24 protein-coding genes are annotated in these 18743 nt (G+C 59.9%); 19 read left to right on the forward strand and 5 right to left on the reverse strand.

The window, feature by feature from the left end; all coding sequences use genetic code 11:
• Together ACC569_RS09690 and phnD are read right to left on the reverse strand one after the other, a co-directional pair.
• The coding region (locus ACC569_RS09690; RefSeq protein ID WP_372523315.1) for a PAS domain-containing protein at positions 1-805 on the reverse strand (805 nt) is incomplete at its 3' end.
• Positions 786-1664: a phosphate/phosphite/phosphonate ABC transporter substrate-binding protein gene (gene phnD / locus ACC569_RS09695; protein ID WP_372523316.1), complete on the reverse strand. Its 879-nt coding sequence runs from the start codon at positions 1662-1664 to the stop codon at positions 786-788. The genes phnD and ACC569_RS09690, both read right to left, overlap by 20 nt.
• A gap of 215 nt (positions 1665-1879) precedes the next feature.
• On the opposite strand from phnD, the gene ACC569_RS09700 reads away from it, so the two are divergent.
• The 3 genes from ACC569_RS09700 to ACC569_RS09710 all read left to right on the forward strand — a co-directional run bounded on the left by ACC569_RS09700 (position 1880) and on the right by ACC569_RS09710 (position 3843).
• On the forward strand, positions 1880-2134 hold the full coding sequence (locus ACC569_RS09700; protein ID WP_372523317.1) for a SemiSWEET transporter: 255 nt from the start codon (positions 1880-1882) through the stop codon (positions 2132-2134).
• A 76-nt stretch (positions 2135-2210) separates the two neighbouring features.
• Positions 2211-3122: a phosphoribosylaminoimidazolesuccinocarboxamide synthase gene (locus ACC569_RS09705; protein ID WP_372523318.1), complete on the forward strand. Its 912-nt coding sequence runs from the start codon at positions 2211-2213 to the stop codon at positions 3120-3122.
• Between the two features lie 100 nt (positions 3123-3222).
• Positions 3223-3843 carry a cation transporter gene (locus ACC569_RS09710; RefSeq protein WP_372523319.1) on the forward strand — a complete coding sequence of 207 codons (621 nt, stop codon included), beginning with the start codon at positions 3223-3225 and terminating at the stop codon, positions 3841-3843.
• 80 nt (positions 3844-3923) lie between these two features.
• Here the strand turns inward: ACC569_RS09710 and ACC569_RS09715 are convergent, their stop codons facing one another.
• Entirely contained in the window at positions 3924-5588 is a 1665-nt protein-coding gene (locus tag ACC569_RS09715) for an NAD(P)/FAD-dependent oxidoreductase (protein ID WP_372523320.1), read from the reverse strand.
• 120 nt (positions 5589-5708) lie between these two features.
• Between ACC569_RS09715 and ACC569_RS09720 the strand changes: the two genes are divergently transcribed.
• From ACC569_RS09720 to ACC569_RS09765, 10 genes are all read left to right on the forward strand, one after another.
• A complete protein-coding gene (locus ACC569_RS09720; RefSeq protein WP_372523321.1) occupies positions 5709-6203 on the forward strand; it encodes a cytochrome c in 495 nt (164 codons plus the stop codon).
• Between the two features lie 84 nt (positions 6204-6287).
• Positions 6288-6737 (forward strand): cytochrome c, encoded by a 450-nt coding sequence (locus tag ACC569_RS09725; RefSeq protein ID WP_372523322.1) that lies wholly within the window; start codon positions 6288-6290, stop codon positions 6735-6737.
• 144 nt (positions 6738-6881) lie between these two features.
• Positions 6882-7271, forward strand: a complete 390-nt coding sequence (locus ACC569_RS09730; RefSeq protein WP_372523323.1) for a DUF302 domain-containing protein — start codon at positions 6882-6884, stop codon at positions 7269-7271.
• 14 nt (positions 7272-7285) lie between these two features.
• Positions 7286-7714, forward strand: a complete 429-nt coding sequence (locus tag ACC569_RS09735) for a hypothetical protein (RefSeq protein WP_372523324.1) — start codon at positions 7286-7288, stop codon at positions 7712-7714.
• Between the two features lie 223 nt (positions 7715-7937).
• Positions 7938-8285, forward strand: coding sequence for a hypothetical protein (locus tag ACC569_RS09740; RefSeq protein ID WP_372523325.1), 348 nt, complete (start codon positions 7938-7940; stop codon positions 8283-8285).
• Between the two features lie 99 nt (positions 8286-8384).
• The gene (locus tag ACC569_RS09745; RefSeq protein ID WP_372523326.1) at positions 8385-8672 is read left to right on the forward strand and encodes a DUF5676 family membrane protein; all 288 of its coding nucleotides are present in this window, start codon (positions 8385-8387) and stop codon (positions 8670-8672) included.
• 66 nt (positions 8673-8738) lie between these two features.
• Positions 8739-8954, forward strand: a complete 216-nt coding sequence (locus ACC569_RS09750) for a heavy-metal-associated domain-containing protein (RefSeq protein ID WP_372523327.1) — start codon at positions 8739-8741, stop codon at positions 8952-8954.
• 27 nt (positions 8955-8981) lie between these two features.
• Complete coding sequence (locus ACC569_RS09755) at positions 8982-11234, forward strand: heavy metal translocating P-type ATPase (protein WP_372523328.1); 2253 nt, start codon at positions 8982-8984, stop codon at positions 11232-11234.
• Positions 11231-11593, forward strand: a complete 363-nt coding sequence (locus ACC569_RS09760; RefSeq protein ID WP_372523329.1) for a cupredoxin domain-containing protein — start codon at positions 11231-11233, stop codon at positions 11591-11593. The genes ACC569_RS09755 and ACC569_RS09760 overlap by 4 nt, the downstream gene beginning before the upstream one ends.
• A gap of 155 nt (positions 11594-11748) precedes the next feature.
• Positions 11749-12084, forward strand: coding sequence for a cytochrome c (locus tag ACC569_RS09765; protein WP_372523330.1), 336 nt, complete (start codon positions 11749-11751; stop codon positions 12082-12084).
• Positions 12085-12254: 170 nt separating this feature from the next.
• On the opposite strand, the gene ACC569_RS09770 is transcribed toward ACC569_RS09765, so the two are convergent.
• Both ACC569_RS09770 and ACC569_RS09775 read right to left on the reverse strand, forming a co-directional pair.
• Complete coding sequence (locus ACC569_RS09770; RefSeq protein ID WP_372523331.1) at positions 12255-12647, reverse strand: hypothetical protein; 393 nt, start codon at positions 12645-12647, stop codon at positions 12255-12257.
• 182 nt (positions 12648-12829) lie between these two features.
• Positions 12830-13297, reverse strand: a complete 468-nt coding sequence (locus ACC569_RS09775) for a CopD family protein (RefSeq protein WP_372523332.1) — start codon at positions 13295-13297, stop codon at positions 12830-12832.
• 57 nt (positions 13298-13354) lie between these two features.
• Here ACC569_RS09775 and ACC569_RS09780 point away from each other — a divergent pair, with 57 nt between their 5' ends.
• From ACC569_RS09780 to ACC569_RS09805, 6 genes are all read left to right on the forward strand, one after another.
• Positions 13355-14050, forward strand: coding sequence for a hypothetical protein (locus tag ACC569_RS09780; protein ID WP_372523333.1), 696 nt, complete (start codon positions 13355-13357; stop codon positions 14048-14050).
• 203 nt (positions 14051-14253) lie between these two features.
• Positions 14254-14946, forward strand: a complete 693-nt coding sequence (gene rpe, locus ACC569_RS09785; RefSeq protein WP_372523334.1) for a ribulose-phosphate 3-epimerase — start codon at positions 14254-14256, stop codon at positions 14944-14946.
• A gap of 20 nt (positions 14947-14966) precedes the next feature.
• Entirely contained in the window at positions 14967-15653 is a 687-nt protein-coding gene (locus tag ACC569_RS09790; protein ID WP_372523335.1) for a phosphoglycolate phosphatase, read from the forward strand.
• 113 nt (positions 15654-15766) lie between these two features.
• Complete coding sequence (gene trpE / locus ACC569_RS09795) at positions 15767-17266, forward strand: anthranilate synthase component I (RefSeq protein WP_372523336.1); 1500 nt, start codon at positions 15767-15769, stop codon at positions 17264-17266.
• A gap of 2 nt (positions 17267-17268) precedes the next feature.
• Positions 17269-17847: an aminodeoxychorismate/anthranilate synthase component II gene (locus ACC569_RS09800; protein ID WP_372523337.1), complete on the forward strand. Its 579-nt coding sequence runs from the start codon at positions 17269-17271 to the stop codon at positions 17845-17847.
• 44 nt (positions 17848-17891) lie between these two features.
• Positions 17892-18743, forward strand: an 852-nt coding sequence (locus ACC569_RS09805; RefSeq protein ID WP_372523338.1) for a multidrug effflux MFS transporter, incomplete at its 3' end; no start/stop codon positions are given.

Genomic DNA, 18743 nt, shown 5'->3' on the forward strand with positions numbered 1-18743 from the left:
ACACCACGCTCCCCTCTTCCAGGCACAGGGCGACGGGGTTGATGGCGGGTTTCCGCGTCACTTCATCGACGATACGGAATACGTCGGGCAACGGCTGGTCACGCGCCTCCGGCTGGGACCAGCCGGTGAGCTGTTCGGCGATGGGGTTCATATAGGCGATCTTGCCGAGCGGGTCGGTGGTGATGACGGCGTCGCCGATGGAATGCAGTGTGATTTCGACGAGCTGTTTTTCCTCGAACAATTCCTCCGTGCGCGCCTTCAGGACGGCCGCTTCCCGCCGCCGGCGGATTACGGTGTCGATGAGAAACCAGAATGCGCTGCCGACGAACAGGGAGCCCACGATCAGTTGCAGGGCGAGGTTGTCGCGTTTCGCATAAACCGTGGCCAGGTCTTTCTTCGCGGTGAGTGTCGCCTTCTTGTCGTAGGAATATTCAATCAGTGTTTTCAACTCAAGACTGTGTTGTGCGGGCTCGTGTCGCTGGTACTGGCCCAGCACGAAACCGTTTGCCGCCACAAGCCTGAGCTCGACAATGTCATGGGAATTCGCGCCCCATTCGTTTAGAAGGGTGTCGATGACCTGGTAGTTCTTTTTCTGGATGTTGTCGGTCAGGACGGAAGTAACGATCCGGAATTCGCTTTCCGCGGCGCGCCGGGCGTCATCGAGATCGTCGTGATAATGCTGCCACCACAGCGCCGCCGCCGCGATGAGCAGCGGGGTAAGGAACAGAATCAGCGCTGGCCCGGGACCATAGCGGTAGAAACCGCCCATGCGACGCATCGGTTTCTTATTTGCCCAGTTGCCCAAGCGCTTTCAGTACCTGGCGAAGATTGTCGTAGTCCGTGTCCGCGGCGGGCACGAGGGCGGTGGCGTTCGGATTGACGGCCTTCAGGATTTCCCGCCCCTCGGGTGTGTCTTTGAGTTTGGCCATCGCCGCGCGCGCGATCTGGATGATGTTCGGGGGGAGCGTGCTGCGCGTGACGAACAGATGCTCGGAGAAAAATGGCGTGCTGGCGAGTGAGCGCAGCCCCTGCGGTGCGAACTTGTCGTAGATTTCGTCCTTGACCGCGCCGGCATCGAAGTCTCCCGAGAGAACCGCAAGCACGACGTTGTTGTGACTGCCCAGGAATTTGTAGTCGGCGAGCTTGTCGAGGGTCACACCCGCTTTTTCGAGCATGTATTGAGGAACCAGGTGGCTCATCGTGGAGTCGCGATCGCCGAAGGCGAAACGCTTGCCTTTCAAATCGGCGAGCGTTTTCAGGGGACTGTCCTGGCGGACGATGAAATTGCCCTGGAACAGAGGTTGGCCTCTGATCTCGAGACGCGCCAGTATCGGTTTCTTTCCGTATTTGGCGACCATCGTGACATAGGGGGCGGGTCCCATGAAGGCGATATCGGCCTCGTCTTTGCCGACGTACACGATATGTTCCTGGTAGTCGCTGCCGACCCGAACCGACACCGGCTGTCCGATCTCTTTACCGAGATAATCCGCAAGCGGTGTGAAACGTGTAATGATCTCGTTGACAGGCAGATAGGGATGCACCGCCAGGGTCAGCGGTTCCTTGGCTTGCACGTTGCCGGAGAAGGTAATTGGGGAGAGCGTGAGTAGGAGAAAAAACGCAACGGCGCGTTGCCAAACCGGGATGCACATTATTGTTCGTTTCATATTCAAGGTTTATTGTCGTCGCGTGTCACGCGAATGTCGACGATAGACTTTGGTTTATATATTCAGAATAGCTACTATTGAGTTACGTTGCGACCGGAACCACTCCGTATCCCGGATTTCTTGAGGAATACGGGGGTTTTCATTGATACCGAACGGTGGTGCTTGTCCGCCATGTCTGCCGGCGGGACGCCGATGCCGCAGGCAATAGGAGGCTTATGGAATCCGCCAGCACACTGGGTTTTATCGCCGGCATCCTCACCACGGTGGCTTTCATCCCCCAGGTCGTCAAGATCTGGAAGACAAAACACGCGACCGACATCTCCCTGGGCATGTTCGCGATTTTCAGCGGCGGCGTACTGATGTGGCTGTTCTACGGCATCGAGATCGATGCCATGCCGGTCATCGTTGCCAACGCCATTACACTCGGACTGTCGATGACGATTCTGATTTTCAAGATTAAATACAAGTAGTTCTTTTGCTATAGTGCGCCGCATTCCGAGCGGTTAGAATCGCTGCGTTCGCGCCTTCGTTTTAGGAGTACGTCGCATGCCAGAAACCTTATTTCAATCGGACATCAAGAGTCTCAAGCTGCGCCATCGCGGCAAGGTGCGCGACATCTACGATATCGACGACCGGCACATGCTCATCGTCACCACCGACCGGCTGTCGGCCTTCGACGTGGTGCTGCCCGATCCCATCCCCGGCAAGGGCGCGTTGCTCACCGCGATGTCGAATTTCTGGTTCCAGCGCACGCGCCACCTGATTCCAAATCAACTGTCCGACATGCCGCTGGAAAAGGTGTTGAAGGACCCGGCCGAGCGCAAACAGATCGAGGGCCGTGCGATCGTGGTGCGCAAACTCAAGGCGTTGCCGGTGGAGGCCATCGTGCGCGGCTATCTCGCCGGCAGCGGCTGGAAGGAATATCAGAAGAGTGGCACGGTCTGCGGCATCAAGCTGCCCGCGGGCCTGAAGGAGGCGGACCGTCTGCCGGAACCGATTTTCACTCCCTCGACCAAGGCGGCCGTCGGCCATCACGACGAGAACATCAGCCTCGAGAAGGCTGCGGAAATTCTGGGCAAGGATATCGCCGGAAAAGTGAAGAGTGCGACCCTCGCCATATATAAGGACTGCGCGCAATACGCCCTCACGCGCGGGATCATCATTGCCGACACCAAAGTCGAGTTCGGCCTGGACGAGAAAGGAACGCTGACGCTGATCGACGAAGTGCTGACGCCGGATTCCTCGCGCTTCTGGCCGGCCGATTCCTACAAGCCGGGCGCGAATCCGCCGAGCTACGACAAGCAGTTCGTGCGCGATTATCTGGAGTCCATCGGCTGGAACAAAAAACCGCCGGCGCCGAAACTGCCGCCGGAAGTCATCGCTAAGACGGCGGAGAAATACCGCGAGGCGCTCACGCGCCTGACCGGCAGCGACATCGTGGCGCGCGCTGTCAGATAGCCCTTGTTCCTGGGAAAGCGACCAGCGACACGGCATTTCGTTTTTTTAATTATGGAACTTGATTCAGCTATATCCGGTCAGACATTTTTCAGGACAGCCAATGGCTGATTGTTGCAACGACAAAGCTTGCGAGATCGAGGCGCTTCGTGATCGCCAGAGCTCGACGCTCAAGACAGTGTTGGGCATCAATGCCGTCATGTTCATCGTAGAACTCACGGCGGGCCTGATCTCTGGTTCCGTCTCGCTGTTGGCGGATTCGATGGATATGCTGGGCGATGCCCTGGTTTACGGCTTCAGCATCTACGTCGTCGCGCGCGGCGCGAGAATGAAAGCCATTGCCGCCCTATTCAAAGGCGGCATCATGGCGGCCTTTGGTCTTTTCGTGCTTGGGCAGGCAGTTTACAGGATCGTTTTCCCGCAGGTTCCGGTTTTCGAGGCCATCGGCGCCATTGGCCTGCTGGCGCTTGCCGCGAACAGCATTTGTTTTGTTTTACTCTGGCGGCATCGGGCCGATGACATAAACATGAGTTCAGTTTGGTTGTGTTCTCGCAACGACATTGTCGCGAATGTATCGGTGTTGTTTGCCGCCGCAGGCGTATGGCTCACCGATTCAGGCTGGCCCGATATCCTGGTTGGTCTGGTACTCGCCGCGCTTTTTCTTCGGTCAGCGCTATTCGTGTTGCGTGGAGCTATTACGGAGCTTCGGGCAATTAATGTCTGACAGTAGCTCGTATAGGTTGGGGTGAATGTAATGAACCCTAACAAAAAATCCTATGGCCCGATGCTGGGCTTTGCTATCGCTCAGTCCAACCTGCATTGAGTTATTTTTTGCGCCACCGCCTCGGCCGTTTTCATGCCATCCACGGCAGCAGAGATGATGCCGCCGGCAAAGCCCGCGCCTTCGCCGGCCGGAAATAAACCCTTGGTATTCGTGCTTTCGAAATTCTCATCGCGCGTGATGCGGATCGGCGAGGAAGTGCGTGTCTCCACCGCGGTGAGCACGGCGTCGTCCATGGCGAAACCCTTCAGCATTTTGTCGAATGCCGGAATCGCCTCGCGTATGGCGGCGATGGCGTAGTCCGGCAGCGCTTTGCCCAGGTCAGTCCAGGTCACACCGGGCGTGTACGAAGGTATGACCGAACCCGGCCCGGTAGAAGGACGTCCGGCGAGAAAATCGCCGACGCGCTGGGCCGGCGCGTTGTAATTTTTTCCGCCCAGCTCAAACGCCTTTTCCTCGAGCCGGCGCTGTAATGCAATGCCAGCAAGCGGATCATCGCTCCCGAAGTCCTGTGGCGTAATGTCGACAACGACACCGGCGTTGGCGTTGCGCTCGTTGCGCGAGTAATGACTCATGCCGTTGGTGACCACGAGTCCTTCCTCCGAGGTGGCCGCCACCACTTGCCCGCCGGGACACATACAGAAGCTGTACACCGTGCGCCCGTTGCGGCAGTGGTGCACCAGCTTGTAATCGGCGGCGCCGAGCACCGGATGCGCGGCCTCCGAGCCGAGGCGGCAGCGGTTGATCAGCGTCTGCGGATGTTCGATGCGAAAGCCGATGGAAAATGGCTTAGGTTCGATGTGCACGCCACGGCGATGCAGCATTTCAAACGTGTCGCGCGCGCTGTGGCCCAGGGCCAGGATGACGTAATCCGTCGCGATGGTTTCGCCGCTGGCGAGCGTCACGCCGCGCACTGCGGCCGCTCTCGGCATCCTTCCTCCCGCGGCACTTGTGCGTCCCTGCACATCGCCGTCTTCAATAATGATATCCGTGACATGGCTCTCGAAGCGGATCTCGCCGCCGAGCTCGACGATCCGGTGGCGCAGGTTCTCAACCACCTTGACCAGCCGCAGCGTGCCGATGTGTGGCTTGCTGATGTAAAGGATTTCCTCGGGCGCGCCGGCGTCCACGAAGTCCTGGAGAATCTTTTTTATATGATGCCCGCGGTCCTTGATGCCGGTGTGCAGCTTGCCGTCGGAGAAGGTGCCGGCGCCACCTTCGCCGAACTGCACGTTGGATTCTGGATTGAGGTGACGCCCGCGCCAGAAGCCCCACACGTCCTGGCTGCGTTCGCGCACATCCTTGCCGCGCTCCAGAATCAGCGGCCGAAAGCCCATGCGCGCGAGCGACAACCCGGCGAACAGGCCGCAGGGACCGGCGCCGATGACCACCGGCCGTTTGCCGAAATTCGCCGGCGCCTGGACCGGGTAACGATAAGTCTCGTCCGGCGCTTGCCTGATGTGCTGGCTGTGCTTGAAGCGCGCCAGCAGCGCCGGCTCGTCTTTGACCTCGGCGTCGAGGGTGTAGACGAACACGACTTCGCTGGCCTTGCGCGCGTCGTAGCCACGGCGGCGCACGTGGAAGCCGAGCAGCTCCGGTTCGGATATTCCCAGCGCGCGCAGGATCGCGGCCTTGAGGTCGGGCTCGCGGTGGTCGAGGCCGAGCCTTATTTCGGTCAGACGCAGCATGGACTATTACGGCAGGTCGGGATGATCGGCATGAATGGCTTGCACTGTATTATGGCACAATGCGCCTGAAGTTCAGGATATCGCTAATATCAAGTTTCAGTTTCGGAGGAACCAGAACGAATGACAGCCACGAAAATTTTTCGCCGGGGAATGATTCTGTTGGCGTTGATCGGCCTGCCGTGTTCTGCTCTGGCCGGCGCCAGCGAGCAGGGGACGGACCACGATAAAATGCATGAACACGGAGCCGCGACGGTAACCGGCGGTCACTGGATGGCGCCGGAGGATGCCGCGAAGCGCCCCAACCCCGTGGCCGCGGATCGCGCCTCGCGGCAACGCGGACGGAAATTGTTTGCCGCGAACTGCGCCAGCTGTCATGGCGCAAGCGCGCGCGGCGATGGACCCGCGGGTGCGGCGCTCAATCCCAGACCGGCCGATTTGACGGTCATGGCCGGGCAGCATCCGGACGGGGATTTTGCCTGGAAGATCGCCAACGGCCGCGGGCCGATGCCGCCGTGGAACGGCCAGCTGAGTGAAAAAAATATCTGGGATCTGGTGAATTTCATTCAGGGCCTCGCCGGGCCGAAGAAAAACCATCAGCACGATCATCGGCATTGAACCCTTGACGGGCCGACGATTTTCTTTGTCGCGCGCAACAATTATCATTGCGGCAACGGCGGCGGGCATACCGATTCCAAGGGCATGAAAAAAATTGCACTGATGATGGCGGCAGCGCTGTGGGTCGGCGCTTGCGGCAAAAAAGAACCGGAGGCGCCGGCCGTCAAGGACCAAACCAACCGGCCCTTCTCCACGGAAAGCCTGTTTCGCGGCGTGCGCCTGTACCAGGAGCACTGCGCCCTGTGCCACGGGCCGGAGGCGCAGGGACATCCCGACTGGCAGAATCCCCAGGTGGTCGCCGCGCCACCCTTGAATGGCGACGGCAACGTGTGGAAGCGACGCAAGCAGGACATGATCGCGATCATCAGGAATGGCGCGACGCGCCACGGGGAACCGGTGATGCCGGCGTGGAGGGGGCGGCTTAGCGATCAGGACATCGAGGACATCATCGCCTGGTATCAGGCGCTGTGGCCGGCGGAGGTCTATCAGCGTTGGCGCGAGACCGAGGCTCGGACGGCCGCGTCGAAGCGTTGAACTGCAGCAGCCGATCATAATCGCGAACTATTTTTGAAGGAGAGTCACTAATGGGTATTGCCATCTGGATCATTGTTATTCTGATCATCGCCGCGCTCATCAAATATCTGTTGAGTGATTCGGACAAAAAATAGGAGCCACACCATGTATGGATTCAACATCATACTGAAGGACAGTTTTGACAACACCGTCAAACGCGTTACCGAGGCGCTGAAGACCGAAGGTTTCGGCGTGCTCACCGATATCGACGTGCAGGCGACGATGAAGGCCAAGCTCAACGTCGATGGCGCGCCTTACCGCATTCTCGGTGCCTGCAACCCGCCGCTGGCGCACAAGGCCATCACCGCCGATCCCGACATCGGCCTGCTGCTGCCGTGCAACGTGGTGGTGCGCGAGCAGCCGGACAAGCAAATCAACGTGGGATTCATGGACCCGATCGCGGTTCTGAGGCTCACCGACAACCCCCAGATCGCAGGGATAGCTAAAGACGTGCGCGGCAGGCTCGAACGCGTGCGCGACAAACTGCGCGGCTAGCCCCCCACTTTTTTGTGTTCTGTGACGTCTTCAAACGCCTGCTGCACTGGGCGCTGCTGGCGCTCGTGCTGCATGGTCTGTGGGAGGTGGCGCAGCTTCCGCTTTATACCTTGCGGGAAGACGCCGGCGGCCGGCGCGTTCTTTTTTATCTGCTTCACTGCATTGCGGGCGATATCATGATCGCCACTGCGTTGTTTATTTCTGTCGCCGCCATATTCAGGGATTCCTCCTGGCCGACGCATCGACCGTGGCGCGCCGGCGTGATTATGGTGGCGATGGGTCTGGCCTATACCATTTTCAGCGAGTGGTATAACGTATATCAGTTGCGCGCATGGAGCTATGCGGCCTCCATGTCGCTTGTGGCGGGGATCGGCCTCGCGCCGCTCATGCAGTGGATCGTGGTGCCGGTTCTCATGATCATCGTGATTCGCCGCTGGTGCTGACGATCCCCACCGTGCCAGCCCGGCAGTAAGAAGTCTGACACCGTTTGGTGATGCGGTGTTATGGGGGGGTATCTCCGATCAAGACGCGGAACCTTGAAGGTTGATGTCTATCAAAGAAGGTATTCGGCGGTCTTGTAAGCTTTGCGCAGGGGATTCTCGCCCCGCGCGATCTGTTGCTGAACGAAGCATTCCTGGATAATTTCAACCAACCGAGGGAACATACATGAACAGACTGACGTTGGTCGCAACCATAGCCGTATTGATGTTTTCCGTTTCTCAAGTGTACGCCGTCGATGAGCACCATCCGGAGAAACCCGGCGCCCCGGCCAAGGAGGCACCAGGCAAGGACACCAAAGCCCCCGTCGGCAAGGAAGCCGGCATGCCGATGGCGCAGATGCAGGAAAACATGATGAAGATGCACGACCTCATGCACAAAATTCATGACACGAAGGACCCCAAGGAGCGGGAAAAGCTCATGCAAGAACACATGCAGATGATGCAGGAGCACATGAAAATGATGCAGGGCATGAAGATGGGTGGCGGCGCTCAGGGCGGGATGATGGGGAAATGATGGAGGGGGTGCCCGGACACGCGTCAGGCACCCGGGCGGGCGTCTTTCCTGTGCCGACTTTGTTGCGGATCTGTTCCGAGAGAACAGAAGGAGGTTGATATGGACAGACTCAATCCATTGACCGCGGGCATTGCGCTGGCGGCGACGTTCGCCCTGTTGAATGTGGCATGCGCGATCGCCGTTGCCCTATGGCCGCAGGGCACACTGGATTTTTTCAACGCCTGGTTTCATGGCATCAGCCTCGCCCCGTTGCAGGCCGCCAGCAAGCCGCTCACCGTTGGCGGTGTTCTCTACGGCCTCGTGGGAGTGGCAGCGACCGGGTTCGCTGTCGGTGTGGTGTACGCTATCAGTTATAACCTGATTCGCCGTTGCCCCGGATGTCATTGAAACCAGAGAGCACGGCGGCAATATGATGAAGAAACTTCTGTTGTGTGAATAGGTGAGAGGTTATTTATGAGTGCTGTTGAAACCCGATTTTCAGTCAAGGGCATGAAGTGCGGCGGCTGCATCGCCAAGGCGACCGAGGTGCTGTCGAAATTACCCGGCTATGTCAGTGCCGAGTTCGATCTTAAGAACGGGAGCGCTGTAGTAAAGGGCAGTGTTGACCCGCAAGCAGCGGTGAATGCACTGACCAAGGTAGGTTATCCTGCGGAAGTATATGCAGACTAACTCTACGCCATTCTTTCAGATCGGACAGTGACAGCAGCGATCCCAGCGGAAGCGAGCACGCATCGCCTTTCCATCTCCGGCATGAGCTGCGCCGGGTGCGTGGCGACGGTTGAGAACGCACTGAAGAATGTACCGGGCGTCGTCGAGTCCGCGGTGAACTTTGCCGAACACACCGCGACGGTGCGCGGCGGTGTCGATGCCAAAGCACTTATCGCGGCGGTCACCGCGTCCGGCTATGGCGCGGCCGAGCTGCGCGGTCCCGAGGACGAGTCCGAAAAAGAGGCCGCTGAGCTGGCCCACTACCGTGCGCTGCTGCGCAAGTTCATCGCCGCCGGCGTCATTGGCCTGCCGCTCATGCTCGCCGAGCTGATGGGCGTCATGCCCATGCTCGATATGCCGTCCGGCCGGGTCTTCTGGCTGGCGGTCGGCGCGGCGACGCTGTGGGTGCTGGCCTATGCCGGCGGGCATTTTTTTCGCGGCGCATGGAAGTCATTCCGCGCCCACAACGCCAACATGGACACACTCATCGCGCTTGGCACCGGCGCGGCGTGGGTGTACTCCATGCTGGTGGTGGTCTTTCCCGGCCTCGTGCCCAGCCTCGCGCGCCACGCCTATTTCGAGGCCGCCGCGATCATCATCTCCTTGATCAACCTCGGCCAGGCGCTCGAGATGCGCGCCCGCGGCAAGACATCGGAGGCGATCAAGCGCCTCATCGGGCTTCAGCCCAAAACCGCGCGTGTGATCCGTGACGGAAAGGAGATCGACATCCCGATCTCCGAGGTCGGCCTCGATGAAACCATCCGCGTGCGCCCCGGCGAGAAAATCCCAGTCGATGGCGTCATTATCGAAGGCCATTCTTCCGTTGACGAGTCCATGCTCACCGGCGAACCCATGCCGGTGGAGAAAAAAGTCGGCGACGAAGTGGTGGGTGCCACGTTCAACAAGTCCGGCACCTTCCTGTTCCAAGCCAAGCGTATCGGCGCGGATACTGCGCTCGCGCGCATCATCGAGATGGTGCGCCGCGCGCAGAGTTCCAAGCCCGCGATCGGCCGACTCGCCGATCAGATCTCCGCCGTGTTCGTGCCGTCGGTTTTGATTATCGCAGTGATCACTTTCCTCGTGTGGCATAACTTCGGTCCCGAGCCGAGGCTTTCCTACTCGCTGGTGGCCACGATGACGGTGCTGATCATCGCCTGTCCCTGCGCGCTTGGATTGGCCACGCCCATCTCTATTATGGTAGGCGTGGGCAAGGCGGCGGAATACGGCATTCTCATCCGCAACGGCGAGGCGCTGCAGCAGGCGGGCAAACTTACCACCATCGTGCTCGACAAGACCGGCACCGTCACCGAAGGCCGGCCCACGGTGACCGCGCTGGTGCCGGCGGCGGGCTGGGACGAAACGAAACTGCTTACGGTGGCGGCGAGCATTGAGACCGGTTCGGAGCACCCGCTCGCCGAGGCAATCGTTTCGGCAGCCAAGGCCAAAGGCATCAAGCTTTCCGCCGTCAGCGGTTTTGAAGCCATCACGGGTCACGGCGTGTCGGCGACGATTGAGGGCAAGGAAGTATTGTTCGGCAACGCGCGCCTGATGGCGAAACACAATATTGATCTCGGAAGCCTTCCCAAGCGCGCGGAACAACTCGCGGCGCAGGCACAAACGCCCATGTTTCTTGCCGTTGGCGATACCGTCGCCGGCATCGTGTCCGTGGCCGATCCGATCAAGCCGGACTCGAAAGCCGCCATCGCGCGGCTGCACGCGATTGGCCTCAAAGTGGTAATGATCACCGGCGACAACCGTGCCACCGCGGAGGCGGTGGCACGCGAAGTCGGCTTGGACGAAGTGATGGCCGAAGTGTTGCCCGGTGACAAGGCCGCGAAAGTTTCCGGGCTGCAGGCGCGCGGCGAGATCGTCGGCATGGTGGGCGACGGCATTAATGATGCGCCGGCGCTGGCGCAGGCCGACGTGGGTTATGCCATCGGCACTGGCACCGACGTGGCCATCGAGTCCGCGGACGTGACGCTGATGCGCGGATCGCTGCATGGCGTGGCCGACGCCATCGCCATTTCGCGCGTCACGGTGCGCAACATCAAGCAGAATCTGTTCGGCGCGTTTATTTACAACGTTCTCGGCATACCCATCGCCGCCGGCGCGCTATATCCGTTCACCGGCTTGTTGCTCAATCCGATCATTGCCGGGGCGGCGATGGCGATGTCGTCGGTGACGGTGGTGAGCAACGCCAACCGCTTGCGATGGTTTCAATCGGGACAGGCCCGCACATGAACGCGTGGACCATCAATCTGGCTGGACTGGGTCTAATCGGACTGATCGTCTGGTGGTTCTGGCTGTACCGCCCGCAGGCGCTGCGCGTCGCCGGATCGCAGCCGATTCAAATCATCGTTGCCGACGGCGTTTACACGCCGGCCCGCATCGAAGTGCCGGCAGGCAAACCCGTTACCCTGCGTTTCCTTCGCCAGGACGCCAATCCCTGCGCGGAAAAAGCGTTGTTTGACGGCCTCGGAGTCAGCGCTGACTTGCCGATAGGCAAACCCCTGGACGTGGTCGTGACACCGCCGCAACCGGGTGAATACGAGTTTACCTGCCAGATGCGCATGTATCGCGGTGTGCTGGTAGCGAAGTAAAACCGCCGATTGCCACATAATTTTTTCTGTTCCAGCCATGCATCCTGACCCGAACGTCCCCGAAAAAGGCCGCGACAAAGTATTTTCTTTTTGTCCAAATGAAGTGCAAAATATTGGGTAGCATCCTTGTATAACTCGCCTAGGAGATAACTCAAGTGCCGCAATATAGAATTGTCGTGCTCTCAACCTCGTTTGCCGCTCTTTTCCTGATGGGGGTTTCGGCAGTCCACGCTGAAAACGTCGCCCGTCCTGGCGGAGAAAAAACAGCTTCCTGCGAACAGTGTCATGGCCCCCGGGGAGCCGCTCCGGTGCAAGGCCTCATTCCCAAGCTTTGCGGGCAGAATGCCGAGTATCTCGAAGCGCAGCTCTTACAGTTCCAGGACGGCAGACGCCCTCAACCGATCATGCATGCGACGACAAATCTGCTGTCCAAGGATATTATTAAGCAGCTTGCCGTTTACTTTTCGAAAGAATCCTGTTCACAAAAATAAATCGTCGAAACACAAAAAAGCCCGGACCTTGATCCGGGTTTTTTTGTTTGGCGTTCCGATTGCCAGATGCGCAGGAATCGCGGAGCGCTGATAGCAAGATAAATGACAAGTACAAAAAAAGCGGGGCCTGTTAACCCCGCTTTTTTTGTGTGAAGTGCAAAGTCAATTCTTTATGATGAGCTTTTTGCGCCATCCGCCTTGCGGCGGTCATGACGCAAATCGCGTTTGTCGCGGTGCAGGTCTTTCTTGTCTGCGTGCAGGTCGCGATGGTCGCGGCGCAAGTCGGCATTATCGGCTTTAAGCTCACGATGTTCTTTGGCTGCACCGGCCTTGTCGCCTTCACGCACATCCTCGCGCAGTTCACGGCGATCCTGGTTACGCGCCCGGACGTCCTGGTGAATATCGCGTTTGTCCTGATGGATTTCCCGTCGGTCCTGGATGATTTCCTTCCTGTCCCCGCGGAGTTCGGGATTGCCCTGAGGCGCCGGGTCCGCGGCGTGAACAACCGGTATGGCGGCCAGCGCGAGGATGGTACCGACTGCGGCAAGTTTCAGTTTCAGCATGATGCGTTTCTCCATTTGAGTTTGTGTTGATAGATACAACGCGAAACGGGAACAGCTATGTCACAGTCTGGATTATCGCGTTTGTCCTGGTTTTAACGCGCCGTTGCCGGCGGCGTTGACAAGCCGAAATCCTATTGAGGATCAGCAGCCTGGGGTGGCAGGGATGACGTGAAAGCCGGAGCTCAGTCGACGTTCAGCCAATAGGCTCCGCCGGTGGCAACGATGATCGTGACCAGGCCGAGGATCAGATTGGTGCCGATGAGCCGGCGTATGACGGCCAGCTGTTTGCCGGCGGAGGCGAAATCGCCGGCGGCTATCGCCCGATTCATCCGTTGATAAGGCAGGAAGAATATATATAGATAAATGCCAATCATGCCGAAGCCAATGACCTGCATGACATCGACGTACAGGCCGACGTTGTCCATGCCTTCGAAGGTACTGAAGATCATCCAGTAGCCGCTGGTTGGCAGCAGCACTACCGCTGCCCAAACCCAAGGGAAGAAACGCGCGAAGGTCTTGGACCACAGCGGCAACCGCAGCGGAGGTTCCAGCAGACTCGCGGCTACCGGGCGCAATGCCATGTAGGCAAAAAACATCCCGCCCACCCAGACGACCGCCGAAAGAACGTGCAGCGTGATGGCTAACGGCATGAATACTCCCGCGAATTGCATTGAGTTTGTCGTGACGATCATATTATTCTCTGTTGTATGGCCTCGCTACAAGATCTTTCACTCGAGCAACTGCGCGCCCTGACCGTGAAAACCTTCCGGCGGGGCGGGGGCTCGCGCCCCGACGTGCTGCTGATCCGGGCGGACGGCGAGGAGGCGGTGCTCAAGGATTTCAGCCAGGCCGATCCCTGGTTCCGGCGTCTCGTGGGTCCGCTGTCGGTGCGCCGCGAGGCGCGGGCGCTGCGGCAGCTGGACGGCGCGCGCGGCGTGCCGCGATTGTTGCGCGTCGTGAATCGTGACGCGCTGTTGCTGGAGTACGTGCCCGGGACCAGCGCGCGCGAGGTGCCACCCGGCGGGCTGACGCCGTTGTTCTTCGAGCGGTTCTACCGCCTGGTGGACCGTTTGCATGAATTCGGGGTGGCGCACTGTGATCTGCGCAGCCAGGGAAACATTCTCGTCGGCGCCGACGGCGAGCCGCATGTGGTGGATTTCACCGCGCATTTCCGCCGGCCCCGTCCCTGGAACGTCGCGGCCCGGTGGATGTACAGAAAATTCTGCGAGGCCGACTGGGTCGCGGTCGCGCGGCTCAAGCGCAGCCACGCGCCCGAATTGCTCACCGAATCCGAGCGGCAGGCGCTGGCGCGTGACCGGAAAACCCTGATCGAGCGCGCGGCGCGTTTCATCGGCAAGAGCGTGCGCAATATCAGCCGCTGGCTGCTGACGCGCCGGCAATAATCCGGGCCGTGACCTGGCGGTTACCTCCGTTTCAGCGCGTACGGCGATATAGCCACGCCGGCGATGGGCCTATCGCCTCGGAGGCTGAAAATTTTCCGGTCTTCGGGTAAAGTGCGCGTCTTGACGCGGGTCGTCCATGATCCGCGCCTTTTAATTTGTCACTACATAACTCTGAACACATTATTTGAAGGTTTGATATCCCCATGCGTGACTACAAGATTGCTCCTTCGATTCTCTCCGCCGATTTCGCCCGCCTGGGCGAAGAGGTGACGAATGTCATCGCCTCCGGCGCCGACATCGTTCATTTCGACGTGATGGACAACCATTACGTGCCGAATCTCACCATCGGTCCGCTGGTGTGCGAGGCGCTGCGCAAACATGGCGTAAAGGCCGATATCGACGTGCACCTGATGGTCAAGCCGGTGGATCGCATCATTCCCGACTTCGCCAAGGCTGGCGCGACGTATATCACGTTTCACCCGGAGGGCTCCGAGCACATCGACCGCAGCCTGCAACTGGTGCGCGACTCGGGCTGCAAATGCGGTCTGGTGTTCAACCCGGCCACCCCGCTCGACTATCTCAAATACGTGATGGACAAGGTCGACATGATTCTGCTCATGTCGGTGAACCCGGGTTTCGGCGGCCAGAGTTTCATCCGCGCTTCGCTCGACAAGCTGCGCGAGGTGCGCAAGCTCATTGACGCGAGCGGGCGCCCGATCCGCCTCGAGATCGACGGCGGCGTGAAGGTGGACAACATCCGCGAGATCGCCGAGGCCGGCGCCGATACCTTTGTCGCCGGTTCCGCCATCTTCAGCGCGGGCAAGGCCGGCGATCCGAATCGTTACAATTCGGTCGTCAAGGCGATGCGCGACGAGCTGGCGAAGGCCAAGGGATAGTGGAATCCACGGCGAAAAAGATGGCGACCTTTCCGCTGACCGTGAAGATGGTCATGATCGACCTCGACGGCACGCTCATCGATAGCGTGCCGGATCTGGCTGCCGCAGCGAACCGCATGCTCGCCGACCTGAAGCGTCCCGTGTGGGACATGGCGCATTACCGCGCCTGGATCGGCAATGGCGTGCCGCGCTTCGTGAAACGCGCGCTTACCGGCGAGATGCAGGCCGAACCCGAGGACAAACTCTATGAGCAGGCGCTCGCGCTGTTTCGCTGGCATTACGCCGCGGCCGTCTCCGATCTGAGCCGCCCTTACCCGGGTGTGGTGGAGGCGCTGGAACGTCTCAAGGCCCAAGGTTTTTCGCTGGTCTGCATCACCAACAAGGCCGAGGCCTTCACCTTGCCGCTGCTCAGGAATCTCGACTTACATAAGTACTTCCAGCTGGTGTTGTCCGGGGACAGTCTGCCGAAGCAGAAGCCCGATCCCCTGCCGCTGCGACATGCCTGCGAGCATTTCGGCATCGATTCCACGCACGGGGTGCTGGTCGGGGATTCGAGCAACGACGTGCACGCCGCGCGCGCGGCGGGCATGCCTGTCATTTGCGTGACTTATGGCTATAATCACGGACACGATATCCGTCAGTCGCTCCCCGACGCCGTGGTGAATTCGCTGACCGATGTGCCGCCGTATCTGCGGCTTTATGCTTGATCGACACACATGAGACACAGAACACGTAAATGGTCGGACATGCGCTGGTGGTGGCCTCGGGCCGCTAGCCGTGTCGCTGTCTGACTATTTAACTGGTGATCTCATGGTGATTCATGTCGTTAAGCAAAAAAGAATTCGATAACTACGCTTCCCAAGGTTTCAACCGCATCCCCCTGATGCGCGAGGTCCTCGCCGACCTCGACACTCCCCTAAGCGTCTATCTCAAGCTCGCGCGCGGGCCGTATTCCTACCTGTTCGAATCCGTGCAGGGCGGCGAGAAGTGGGGCCGCTATTCCATCATCGGATTGCCCGCGCGCACCTTGTTGCGCGTCTCCGGCCATGACGTGACCGTGGAAAAGGACGGCAAGCCGGTCGAGCGTGAAACGGTTTCCGACCCGCTCGATTACGCGCGCCGTTTCAAGGCGCGCTACACCGTGCCCGAGATCGCCGGTCTGCCGCGCTTCACCGGCGGGCTGGTCGGCTATTTCGGTTACGAGACCATCCGCTATATCGAGCCGCGCTTGGGGAGAATGGCCAAGCCCGATGTCATCGGCGCGCCCGATATCCTGCTCACGGTGTCGGACGAGGTCGTGGTGTTCGACAATCTCAAGGGCAAGCTCTACGTCGTGATCCACGTGAACCCGATGATCGCGGGCGCCGCCTACGATAAGGCCAATGCGCGGCTGGACGAACTGGTGGCGAAGCTGGGCGAGGGTATTCCGCGCGCCAGGACGGAGACGCCAAACAAGACCGTCGGCGAATCCGATTTCACCTCGGGTTTCACGCAGCCAGGATTCGAGGCCGCGGTCGAACAATCGCGCGAGTACATCCGTGCCGGCGACATCATGCAGGTGGTGTTGTCGCAGCGCCTGACGATCCCGTTCGCCGCCGACCCGCTCGACCTCTACCGGGCGTTGCGCACGCTCAATCCCTCGCCGTACATGTATTTCATGGACCTCAAGGACTTTCATATCGTCGGCTCCTCGCCGGAGATCCTGGTACGTCTCGAGGACGGGCAGGTCACGGTGCGCCCGATCGCCGGTACGCGGCCGCGCGGCGTGACCGAGGCCGAGGACCAGGCGCTGGAAAAGGACCTGCTGGCCGACCCCAAGGAGCGCGCCGAACACATCATGTTGATGGATCTCGGGCGCAACGATATCGGACGCGTGGCCAAGGTGGGCAGCGTGCAGGTGACGGACAAAATGGTCATCGAGCGCTATTCGCACGTGATGCACATCGTCTCCAATGTGCACGGTGAACTGAAACCGGGTATGGACGCCGTGGACGTCCTGCGCGCCACGTTTCCGGCCGGCACCGTGAGCGGTGCGCCCAAGGTGCGCGCGATGGAGATCATCGAGGAACTCGAGCCCACGCGCCGTGGCATTTACTCCGGGGCGGTCGGATACATCGGTTGGAACGGCAACATGGACACGGCCATCGCCATCCGTACCGCGGTGATCAGGAACGGAATGCTTTATATCCAGGCCGGCGCCGGCATCGTTGCCGATTCGGTGCCGAGATCCGAATGGAACGAAACCATGAACAAGGCGCGCGCCATCTTCCGCGCGGTGTCCCTGGCGTCCGCCGGTCTTAACGGACGGCAAGGAGTTTAGCCATGCTCTTGATGATCGATAACTACGATTCCTTCACTTACAACCTCGTGCAGTATCTGGGCGAGCTGGGCGAAGATGTGCGCGTCTACCGCAACGACCAGATTTCGGTGGCGGAAATTGAAAAGCTGAAACCGGACCACATCGTCATCTCGCCGGGCCCGTGCACGCCGAACGAGGCCGGCGTGTCGGTGGAGACCATCCAAAAGCTCAGCGCTAAGTTTCCGATTCTAGGTGTGTGTCTCGGTCACCAGAGCATCGGCCAGGCCTATGGTGGGAAGATAATTCGGGCCAAGCAACTGATGCACGGCAAGACCTCGATGATCCACCATGCCGGCAAAGGAGTTTTTTCCGGGCTACCCAATCCGTTCGAGGCCACGCGCTACCATTCGCTGGTGATCGAGCGCGGCAGCATCCCGGAGGTTCTGGAAATCACCGCTTGGACCGACGATGGCGAGATCATGGGCGTGCGACACAAGACCCTGCCGGTCGAGGGCGTGCAGTTCCATCCGGAGTCGATACTCACGCAGTACGGGCACGAACTGCTGGCAAATTTCCTGAAGAGCCACCGGCGCGCGGCCTAGCGTCGCGTTCCACGTATCTGAACAGGCCGATCCCGCGTTTCGCCATGCACGAGTCAGTCCATCACGCTCATCACCGTCATGGCCTGTGGCTGTCGTTCACCGTGGCGCTGCTCGCGATGCTGGCGCCGTTCAGCATCGATACTTATCTACCGTCATTTCCAGACATCGGGCGGGAATTTTCCGTGTCGTCGGTGGTGTTGCAGCAAACACTCAGCTTCTATCTTCTGGCGTTCGCCACGATGATGTTGGTGTACGGTCCGCTTTCGGATGCTTACGGACGCAAAACCGTGGTGCTGGTGTCCACGGCGGTTTACGTGGCCACCTCGATAGGCTGCGCGCTGGCCCCGAACATTCACTGGCTGCTGCTTATGCGTATCGGCCAGGGTATATCGGCCAGTGGCGCGCTGGTGGTGGGCCGTGCCATCATCCGCGATGCCTTCGCGGGAGCGGCGGCGCAACGCGTCATGTCGCAGGTGATGCTGATCTTCGCGCTCGCGCCCGCGATCGCGCCGGTCTTCGGCGGCTGGCTGCACGATGCCTTCGGGTGGCGTTCGGTATTCTGGTTCCTGGTGCTGCTTGGCCTCGCGGTCTGGCTGTGGGCGGCGTTATTCCTGCCTGAAACCTTGCCGCCGGTAGGCCGGCAGTCGGGACATCCGCGCGCTATCGCAAGCTCCTACGGAAAGGCGCTGGGCACGCCGCGCTTCATGATTCTGATCGCGATCCTGGCGCTCAATTTCGGCGGATTTTTTCTGTATGTCGCGGGTTCGCCTGATGTGATGTACCGGCATCTGCATTACGGTGCCGATGACTTCGGGTGGCTGTTCATTCCCCTGGTGACCGGTTTGATGCTCGGTGCCTTTATTTCGGGACGGATCGCGGGACGTTTCACGCATGAG

The sequence above is a fragment of the Sulfuricaulis sp. genome (assembly GCF_041499725.1).
Lineage (GTDB): Bacteria > Pseudomonadota > Gammaproteobacteria > Acidiferrobacterales > Sulfurifustaceae > Sulfuricaulis.